This is a genomic window from Vibrio sp. M260121, from assembly GCF_036533715.1.
GTDB lineage: Bacteria > Pseudomonadota > Gammaproteobacteria > Enterobacterales > Vibrionaceae > Vibrio.
This window is the reverse complement of sequence record NZ_JATABF010000078.1, coordinates 1-7,558: the sequence shown is the minus strand read 5'-3', so window position 1 is coordinate 7,558 and position 7,558 is coordinate 1. Positions and strand designations below refer to the sequence as shown.

Here is a 7,558-nt window from a genome sequence, read left to right as displayed (position 1 = left end):
GTCATGACGCGTCTTGGGATGCTGATGATGATTACTTCAATGATGATATGACCCGAGTAATACAGCAGCAATTTGGAAAGAATACGGAGTAAAGAATGAATGATGTAATTGAGCGTGTCAAGCTGGCTCGACTTGAGCACGGTCTGACACAACGAGCGATTGCTCGCGAATCAGGGGTTAACGAAGGCTCACTCAGTGCGTTGTTAAAACACGGCACTTGCGCTGGTGATGAGCAGAGTTATCTCAAGAAACTTGAAATGTGGCTTAACAATCGAGACCACCAGCAGGAAACAAGAAGCACACTTGCTTCCCCTGCATTCTTAGAGCTGCCAACTGCTAAGCGCATTATGAACCTGATGTCGATTGCGCAGAACCTGTCGTCTTGGAGCATGGTGTATGAAGGCGCTGGCGTTGGTAAAACGAAAGCGGCTGAAGAGTACCAACGTACACACAACAACGTGTGGATTGTGACCGCTTCACCGTTTTGTAAAACATCAGCCTATGTGATTGGCGAGCTGGCTGAGCAGCTAGGTGTTCGTGGATGTCGCACGATTGCTACTCAAACCAAGGCGGTAGCTAAAGAGCTTGTAGGTCGTAACGGCCTTGTGATTATCGACGAGGCGCAATACCTCAGCGACGATACGCTAAACGGCATTCGTATCCTGATCGAAGGTAAAGCTGGCGGCATGCTGCTTGGTAACGATGTGGTCCGTACTCGCATGACGGCGACACGCTCAAAAGTGAACATGAAAGCGTTTTGGTCACGCGTGATTAGTCCAGCAATGATTAAACATCCAGTGCCTGACGACATTGATATGTTTGTGCGCGCTTGGGGAGTAACAGATGCCGAGATTCTTCGCTACGCACAGCGCATCACTCCGCAAACAGAAGGTCAACTTCGTAGTCTCGATAACATCCTAAAACTTGCATCATCGAGAGCGTTGTCATCAGGTGAGCCGCTTAATGTTGAACACGTTAAACGCGCCCACCTGAAACTAGCAGAGAACTTGAGAGGTTAGCATGTTGGAAGTTGAAAAAGTGATGGCTCACATGAAAGCGAATCCAGGTACTTGGTTAGCTGAGCGTGAAATTACAAAAGCGGTTGGATCGAAAGCAAGCCCTAAAGGCATGACTCGCTCTCTAATGCACTTGGCATCAATTGGTGGGCTAATTACTAAAAAAGAACCAGGTCGCCCTTACTTCTACAAATACAAAGGGGACGTGGAGAGTGTTGGTAAATGCAAGGGCTGCAAGAGTTCTGTCGAGGCTCGAGTGCTTGTCGATGGTCATTGTAATCAATGCCGCAAGGGCAAAAGCCTAAGCCCAACACTTTCTGATGTCGATGCGTGGCGCGCGGCACGAGATAAAATTTTTACTACTGTATTGCGCCTTCCATTTGGGCTTCCAACTGGTGCTTATGAACGAATTGTACGAGGTAACAAATTATGTCTTTAGCGGAGCAAGTTGTGGTACTTGGAGGCTCTTGGGTTGACCAACGCAAACAAATGGGCCGCTCTGAAATTTTGGTTTGTGAGCGTCCATTATCTCTCGATAAAGAAGCCGTACGCGCAGAGATTGGTGACGCAAAGCCGTTTGATATTTATCAAGTTAAGAATGGCATTGGAACGCTCATGAATGCACTACGAATCGGGCGCAGCTTAATCGTTTGGCAAGCTCAATCAACACACTAATTTAAATCAATAAAGGAACATAAACACATGGCAACAACAGCAAGTCGCAACAAGTACCGCACGCATGCCACTGATGCAGCAGAAGCGGAACGTAAGGGTGATTATCAAGCAGCAGCTTGCCATTGGAAAACGGCTGGCATCTACGCTCCGAATGCAACCGAATCGCACTGGGTATCCGCTCGTGTAGATTTTTGTGAAATGAAAAATAAAGAGGAAGTTGTTGCGTGAGCAATCAAAAAATTATCGAGCGCATTAAGAAGCTACTCCGTTTAGCGGCTCGTTCAACAAATGAAGGTGAAGCTGCCAACGCTCTATCTCAAGCGCAAAAGCTAATGGCGAAACATGGGCTTGATTCACATGCGCCAGAGCTGAGTGACGTATGCCAAGCCGATGTGCTTTCAAAGTTGAAAGCCAATAAACCTGCTGCTTATTTTTCTAGGTTGGTGTGGTTGGTTGCTGAATCGTTTGGGTGTCATGTGCATCGAGCAGACTCATGGGATGGTAAGCACCGAGTTGTTTTTACTGGACACAACGAACGCCCTGAAGTCGCAACGTATGTGTATGAGGTGTTAGAGCGTCAGTTGTTGAAATCGCGAAAAGAGTTTTTAGCGACCCTAAATAAGCGCCTTAAACGCACCACGAAGACCGCTCGCGCTGACATGTTCTGTGAAGGTTGGGTAACAGCGGTTCGTTCAAAGGTTAACGCTTTAGCCTTGAGTGACGCTGAGTCCACTCAAATCAAAGAGTTTCAAAGTAAGAAACATGGCGAACTGAAAACTCTAAACGTTCGCTCTGCGTCTGAAAAGAAAGCGCGTGGAGGCGCAGATAACGCATTTTCATCCGGTTATGAATCCGGAAAACAAGCTGAATTAAACCACGGCGTAAATGGTCGTGAATCTCAAAAACTAACAATGAAGTAAGGCATAACCATGACAACTGAAACTAAACAAGCAACACGTCCAGAAGCGCCAGAAGGCTTTGTATATAACGCTGAAGGCAACCTTATTGCTAAGTGCAACATCGCGGCCTCTGATTTGCGTAAAGACGCATTTGTAACGGGCCTTGTGCAACAAGTGAAGGCTCAACGCAAACAACTCGCTCAATTCAAAGCAAACATCGTCAAAGCATTTGAAGAGTTCCGTGTTGAGATGCTTGACCAGTACGGTACGAAATTGCACGCACGAGGCACTGGTGACAATGTGACGGTCTTCTCTTTCGATGGTAAGTACAAAATGACTTACAAAACTCAGAAGCTGAAATCGTTAGGCCCAGAGCATGATGCAGCGCGTGAGTTAGCTCGTCAGTATTTCGATTCGAAAAAAGAGACGCTAGAGCATGACATGTTGATTGCCGTTCAAGACTTCTTTGTAAAAGATGCATCCATTGCAAACACTATCAGCTTTATCAGCAAAGACTTCAAAGATGAAACGCTAGTAAAAGCTCAGAACGCTGCGCGTGACTCTCTATTAATTATCGGTAGCAAGTCTTACTTCAACTTCTATGAACGTGATGAGCAAGGTGAATACCAACAAGTACATCTTAATTTCGCGAAGCTTTAAGGAGTCGTTATGACAAAGCACACTGTAATTCGAATCGACCGTGATTTGATAGAGTCAAGTGTTGACGATGCTCAGTCGATATTAGAGTTCGTTCTGCATCGAAACCCGCTAATGGCAAAGGAAGCTGCTGAGCGTGCGTTGACATTATTACCGATGCCAAAGCGCACTGGCATGATGCCCGGTCAAATGACTCGCATCGCCATGCTTCGCGCCATCATCAAGCGTGCAGATAAGTTACTCGCAAAGAGTAAATAAACACTCTCAGTAAATAACACATTAAATACAGCGAGCAGAGCCACACGGCTTCACTGCTTTGGTTTCGCTCGCTTTAAACATCGTTAAAACATTATTTAAACCGGATTTAAGGAATAAAAAATGAAAGAACTAAATTACGTAGTAAGCGCCCATCTCAATCAAATGTGTACTGATGGTTCACTTGAAAAAATGATTCAAGAACAGGCAGAAAAGCTGGTTAGTGAACTAGTCAAAGAGTCAATGCGAAGCTACGGTTCATTTGGCAAGGCCATTCAAAAGAAGCTTGATGAGTCGCTTCAAAATTCATTGAACGATGTGACGCTTCCGGAATTTAATCGCTTCATTGGTGAGGCATTAATTCAGTCTTACGAGCATGCGCTAAATGTTCATGCTGTAGATAAAGTAAAGGAGCTTATTGACTGTAGCTTGCATCCAGTTAAAGCAGAACTAACCGCTCAGGAATTTTTGGATGGAATTAAGGATGCTGCGCGCCATTGGGATTTGAGTACCGATGAACTCGTTCTTGAATGGGACACGCATGGCGACTCGTCAACAATTACGCTGATTATCGAGCGTAATACTCGCATAACTCTTTACGATCATAAATCAATTAATGAATATCACATCGGTTATCTGTCTAACGATAATTACGTGTTCAGTGGCCCACTGTTTGATTCTACGCATTGCTTTGGTGTCGATGCTTATCTTTACAAGTTGTACTGCTCTCGCACTCAAATCAAAGACCTTATGAGCGTCTTCGGCGAAAACATCTGGATTGGCGAGGAGTACTGAATATGAGCATAAAACAATTACGTGCAGCCATTGCGCCTTGCTGTGGCCTTGGTGCTAATCGAGAAGAGGTCGATGCAGCCCTAAATAACGTTTCATCGCAACTTGGTACGCAAGAGCAATTGCTTGTTGAAACCCTGAATATTCTTGAGCGTTCACTGAAAGCTATTCGCTTAGATGCTGTCACAGAAGAGCTTTTACAAAATCACTACGGTGCAATCAAAGCGATTCGAGATGCATTGAATTATCAAGAAGTGCTTGGGCTTCCTTGCTCGGTAAAATTTACCGCTGACACCTTGTCAGTTGGTGCATTAAGAATGCCGATGTTGAATGTTCCTCCTCGTCAATTCGCATGTGCAAATGTTCCGTCATCAAAATTTATCGATAAATTAAAAGAGTTAGCAGAGCAACCCTGTCAACTACTTTCACCGCTGTCGATGCCTGAGGTTGTAGTGTCTCAAATAGATCAAGTGATTCATGAGCTGTTCTCTACTTATTGGGTTGGTTCGTTGAGTTACGGTCCGATTAAGAGTCAGCGTTCGCAGCTATATAAGAACTTAAAAGATCAACTTGCAGGTTATTGGACGGGTCACACTGCGTACTGGATATTGGTTAATGGTGGATTCATCGTTGATGGACCAAAAGGTACTGCAAAACAATTAACACGATTCGGTTCAATGTTTAAAGAAGAGATGGAGTCTATCAATGACACAGCACAAGAAACTCGTTCGCACCTTCAGTCGCAAGCACTACAGCAAACAGCCTCAATGGTGCCAGTGGCGCAAATCGAAAAAAGCGTCGAAGAACATGTGGCTCATTTCATCTCGTTAATTCGTACTATTCGAGTGAGTGACAAGCTGTTACCAAATGGCTATTGGATTCATCGTACGCGTCGCTGTCCTGTTCAATGTTGGCCTTGGTCTGCTGACGCATCCATAAAGAGCATCGAGCGCCGCATTCAAGCCGCCATTAAATCTCGCGAGTTCGCTAAGGCTCAACGTCTCGATAGCGTCAAGCAAGCACTGGTCTTTATTGAATCAAATCCAATTGAATTAGGAGCGATGGCATGAACGAATCACAAGCTCATGAATTGAAAGCGGCAAACCTTAAAGCGATTGAATCTGAGAGCATACAAGGTGAAGTGTACACAGACGATGAGATCATCCACATCATCGAGCAAGCACTAAAGCCAGCGAACCGTAATCGCCCTTGTATTTGCGGAAGTGGTAAGAAGTACAAGAAGTGCTGCCGTGGTGATCACTTGGTTAAGTTCAACCAATTCAAAAAGGAACACAGTCTATGACAGGACTTGAACGCCCGTTCGTTTCAGTCCACTCACGCTCTGACCTAGAGCGTGAGGTCGAGATGGCTGAAGCGCTAATGGCAAATGGACTGAGCCCATTCTTGGAGGATGTGACTCCAACCGAAGCGTATATCGAAGCGCTTAAATTTGTAATGAATCAGCAAGGGTCTAGTGTGCGAGCTGATTACGAAGACATGATGGAAGAGGTCTAATTACATGCTTGACAAACCAAAACTAAAAAAATACCTTAATACGGCACTGGCAAAATCCAGTGTCGGGATTGAGACCCCGTTATCAACAGGCGTGATAACGCCAGCTTAATGCTGGTTTTTTATTGCGTGATTCCACGCACCTAAAAATTATGGTGGGCTGGATGAGGCCGCGAAAGCGGGCCGTTCCTGTTGACGGTAGTCTCAACCTTGTTCAGTTCACCACCAGCAGATTGAGACCTCTTGGTGGTGATGTATAACATTGCAACAGGAGGCAGTTATGCCAAATCAAATTGTTATATCTAACCATGCTATTCCCCTTGATCACGAAAAGCGCGTAAATTTAAATGCGCTTCACCACCTAAGTGCGGCAAATGAAAATAAACGTCCGTCACAATGGCTTCGCCTTAAGTCAACTCAAGAACTTATTGATGCGTTAGACAATTCCCAGAGTGCATATCTGCACTCCGCTCTTAAGGTTATTAATGGTGGTGACAAACAAGGTTCATATGCTCATGAGCTTTTGGCTATTAGCTACGCAGGTTGGATTAGCCCTAAGTTCCAACTCCAAGTTAACCAAGCATTCATAGATTCCCACCAGCAGCCGCTCCTTCCTGATATTCCATTAGACCAAATGTTGATTGAAAAAGATAAATACATAGAACTTCTTGAAGTGCGAATTGCTTATCACGAGATGCTTGCGCGTGGACGCAAAGTTAACTTTGAAGAAGAGCAGCGAATTGTTTACTTGAGAGATAAAGGTTATGCGATTGCGGATATTGCCCGTTTAACAGGACGCTCCGATTCTAAGGTGCGTGATGTACTAAAAGGAGGTGTGTCATGCTAAAACCTCTAACACCAGCACAAGCTATTGAGCAAGCGGAAATGATACTAAGTGTTGTTGAGTCATTAGTGGGAAGCAAAGAAGATCTTCATGATGTTCGCGGTGACGAACTAGCGATGTTGCTCTCAATTGTTCGTGAAATTTTAACAAACGTCACTAAATAGTTTGCTACATAATATCTCTGTTCGATATGAGCCTCGCTAAGTGCGGGGCTTTTTGTTAAATAATGGTCATTAAATCATTATTGATATTGTGGTTATAAAGAGAGAGTGATTGAATACCAATCTGTTAACTGATTAAGGAGTAAATTAATGTTTAAAAAAACCTGCATTTTGGTATCGATGATTGCATTATCTTCATCGGTATATGCATCTGGATTTGAGAATCAGAGGTCGCCTTCAATTGAGTACGGTTCGTTAGTAGTTGCTAGAACATTTCAGAATTTGAATGGACAAGTTAACATTGGGATACAAGCTATAAATGATGAGTGCAAGGGTTTTAGCTCTCAACCGATGCCCGTACCATCATTGGAAGTAAATGGCGTCATGGTTAAGCATTATGGTCAGTGTATGATGGAGGGGATTAGAATGGATTTCCCTGCCACTGATAAAGGGATTGAGTATGTAAAAAAAGAATTCCTCGGTAGAGCAAAAGTTATCTACAAGCAAGGTGACTTTAAAACAACGTTTGATACGAGCGGCTACTCTGACGCTGCAAAAGAAGCCGAGAATGAAGGTTCTGGAATATAAATAGCATCCCAACTAAATTAAGCCTCACCAAGCGTGAGGCTTTTTTTTGCACAAAACATTTGCAATCGCAAACCTGTCCGCCCCTACAATAATAAGAGTTATCAATTGACAATTGATGAGAGAAGCATGGTGGACATAAATCGAAACAAGTACTACGGC

General features: G+C 44.2%; 14 protein-coding genes. All 14 read left to right on the top strand.

What is annotated here, in order from left to right; all coding sequences use genetic code 11:
- Window positions 1–95: 95 nt before the first annotated feature.
- Window positions 96–1,019, top strand: coding sequence for an AAA family ATPase (locus tag QTO06_RS24580; RefSeq protein ID WP_024700516.1), 924 nt, complete (start codon window positions 96–98; stop codon window positions 1,017–1,019).
- Window position 1,020: 1 nt separating this feature from the next.
- Window positions 1,021–1,455 (top strand): hypothetical protein, encoded by a 435-nt coding sequence (locus QTO06_RS24575; protein ID WP_025788362.1) that lies wholly within the window; start codon window positions 1,021–1,023, stop codon window positions 1,453–1,455.
- Window positions 1,446–1,691, top strand: a complete 246-nt coding sequence (locus QTO06_RS24570) for a hypothetical protein (protein WP_025788363.1) — start codon at window positions 1,446–1,448, stop codon at window positions 1,689–1,691. Before QTO06_RS24575 ends, QTO06_RS24570 begins: the two co-directional genes overlap by 10 nt.
- 27 nt (window positions 1,692–1,718) lie before the next feature.
- Complete coding sequence (locus QTO06_RS24565; RefSeq protein WP_025788364.1) at window positions 1,719–1,919, top strand: ANR family transcriptional regulator; 201 nt, start codon at window positions 1,719–1,721, stop codon at window positions 1,917–1,919.
- The gene (locus QTO06_RS24560) at window positions 1,916–2,611 is read left to right on the top strand and encodes a DUF2786 domain-containing protein (protein ID WP_025788365.1); all 696 of its coding nucleotides are present in this window, start codon (window positions 1,916–1,918) and stop codon (window positions 2,609–2,611) included. Before QTO06_RS24565 ends, QTO06_RS24560 begins: the two co-directional genes overlap by 4 nt.
- 9 nt (window positions 2,612–2,620) lie before the next feature.
- On the top strand, window positions 2,621–3,250 hold the full coding sequence (locus QTO06_RS24555; protein ID WP_025793201.1) for a DUF3164 family protein: 630 nt from the start codon (window positions 2,621–2,623) through the stop codon (window positions 3,248–3,250).
- Between the two features lie 9 nt (window positions 3,251–3,259).
- Window positions 3,260–3,505, top strand: a complete 246-nt coding sequence (locus tag QTO06_RS24550) for a hypothetical protein (RefSeq protein WP_025793200.1) — start codon at window positions 3,260–3,262, stop codon at window positions 3,503–3,505.
- Between the two features lie 120 nt (window positions 3,506–3,625).
- Window positions 3,626–4,297 (top strand): hypothetical protein, encoded by a 672-nt coding sequence (locus tag QTO06_RS24545; protein ID WP_025793199.1) that lies wholly within the window; start codon window positions 3,626–3,628, stop codon window positions 4,295–4,297.
- A 2-nt stretch (window positions 4,298–4,299) separates the two neighbouring features.
- Window positions 4,300–5,364, top strand: a complete 1,065-nt coding sequence (locus tag QTO06_RS24540) for a hypothetical protein (protein WP_331410236.1) — start codon at window positions 4,300–4,302, stop codon at window positions 5,362–5,364.
- On the top strand, window positions 5,361–5,597 hold the full coding sequence (locus tag QTO06_RS24535) for an SEC-C metal-binding domain-containing protein (RefSeq protein ID WP_086597767.1): 237 nt from the start codon (window positions 5,361–5,363) through the stop codon (window positions 5,595–5,597). Before QTO06_RS24540 ends, QTO06_RS24535 begins: the two co-directional genes overlap by 4 nt.
- Complete coding sequence (locus tag QTO06_RS24530; protein ID WP_025818831.1) at window positions 5,594–5,809, top strand: hypothetical protein; 216 nt, start codon at window positions 5,594–5,596, stop codon at window positions 5,807–5,809. The genes QTO06_RS24535 and QTO06_RS24530 overlap by 4 nt, the downstream gene beginning before the upstream one ends.
- A 277-nt stretch (window positions 5,810–6,086) precedes the next feature.
- Entirely contained in the window at window positions 6,087–6,653 is a 567-nt protein-coding gene (locus QTO06_RS24525; protein WP_025818830.1) for a KilA-N domain-containing protein, read from the top strand.
- Complete coding sequence (locus tag QTO06_RS24520; RefSeq protein ID WP_158500883.1) at window positions 6,647–6,814, top strand: hypothetical protein; 168 nt, start codon at window positions 6,647–6,649, stop codon at window positions 6,812–6,814. The genes QTO06_RS24525 and QTO06_RS24520 overlap by 7 nt, the downstream gene beginning before the upstream one ends.
- Before the next feature lie 147 nt (window positions 6,815–6,961).
- Entirely contained in the window at window positions 6,962–7,399 is a 438-nt protein-coding gene (locus tag QTO06_RS24515) for a hypothetical protein (protein ID WP_025818829.1), read from the top strand.
- The last annotated feature ends 159 nt before the right edge of the window (window positions 7,400–7,558 follow it).

Coding starts and splice junctions, on each gene's coding strand:
- QTO06_RS24580 (WP_024700516.1), top strand. CDS start 96: ATGAATGATGTAATTGAGCGTGTCAAGCTGGCTCGACTTGAGCACGGT.
- QTO06_RS24575 (WP_025788362.1), top strand. CDS start 1,021: ATGTTGGAAGTTGAAAAAGTGATGGCTCACATGAAAGCGAATCCAGGT.
- QTO06_RS24570 (WP_025788363.1), top strand. CDS start 1,446: ATGTCTTTAGCGGAGCAAGTTGTGGTACTTGGAGGCTCTTGGGTTGAC.
- QTO06_RS24565 (WP_025788364.1), top strand. CDS start 1,719: ATGGCAACAACAGCAAGTCGCAACAAGTACCGCACGCATGCCACTGAT.
- QTO06_RS24555 (WP_025793201.1), top strand. CDS start 2,621: ATGACAACTGAAACTAAACAAGCAACACGTCCAGAAGCGCCAGAAGGC.
- QTO06_RS24550 (WP_025793200.1), top strand. CDS start 3,260: ATGACAAAGCACACTGTAATTCGAATCGACCGTGATTTGATAGAGTCA.
- QTO06_RS24545 (WP_025793199.1), top strand. CDS start 3,626: ATGAAAGAACTAAATTACGTAGTAAGCGCCCATCTCAATCAAATGTGT.
- QTO06_RS24540 (WP_331410236.1), top strand. CDS start 4,300: ATGAGCATAAAACAATTACGTGCAGCCATTGCGCCTTGCTGTGGCCTT.
- QTO06_RS24535 (WP_086597767.1), top strand. CDS start 5,361: ATGAACGAATCACAAGCTCATGAATTGAAAGCGGCAAACCTTAAAGCG.
- QTO06_RS24530 (WP_025818831.1), top strand. CDS start 5,594: ATGACAGGACTTGAACGCCCGTTCGTTTCAGTCCACTCACGCTCTGAC.
- QTO06_RS24525 (WP_025818830.1), top strand. CDS start 6,087: ATGCCAAATCAAATTGTTATATCTAACCATGCTATTCCCCTTGATCAC.
- QTO06_RS24520 (WP_158500883.1), top strand. CDS start 6,647: ATGCTAAAACCTCTAACACCAGCACAAGCTATTGAGCAAGCGGAAATG.
- QTO06_RS24515 (WP_025818829.1), top strand. CDS start 6,962: ATGTTTAAAAAAACCTGCATTTTGGTATCGATGATTGCATTATCTTCA.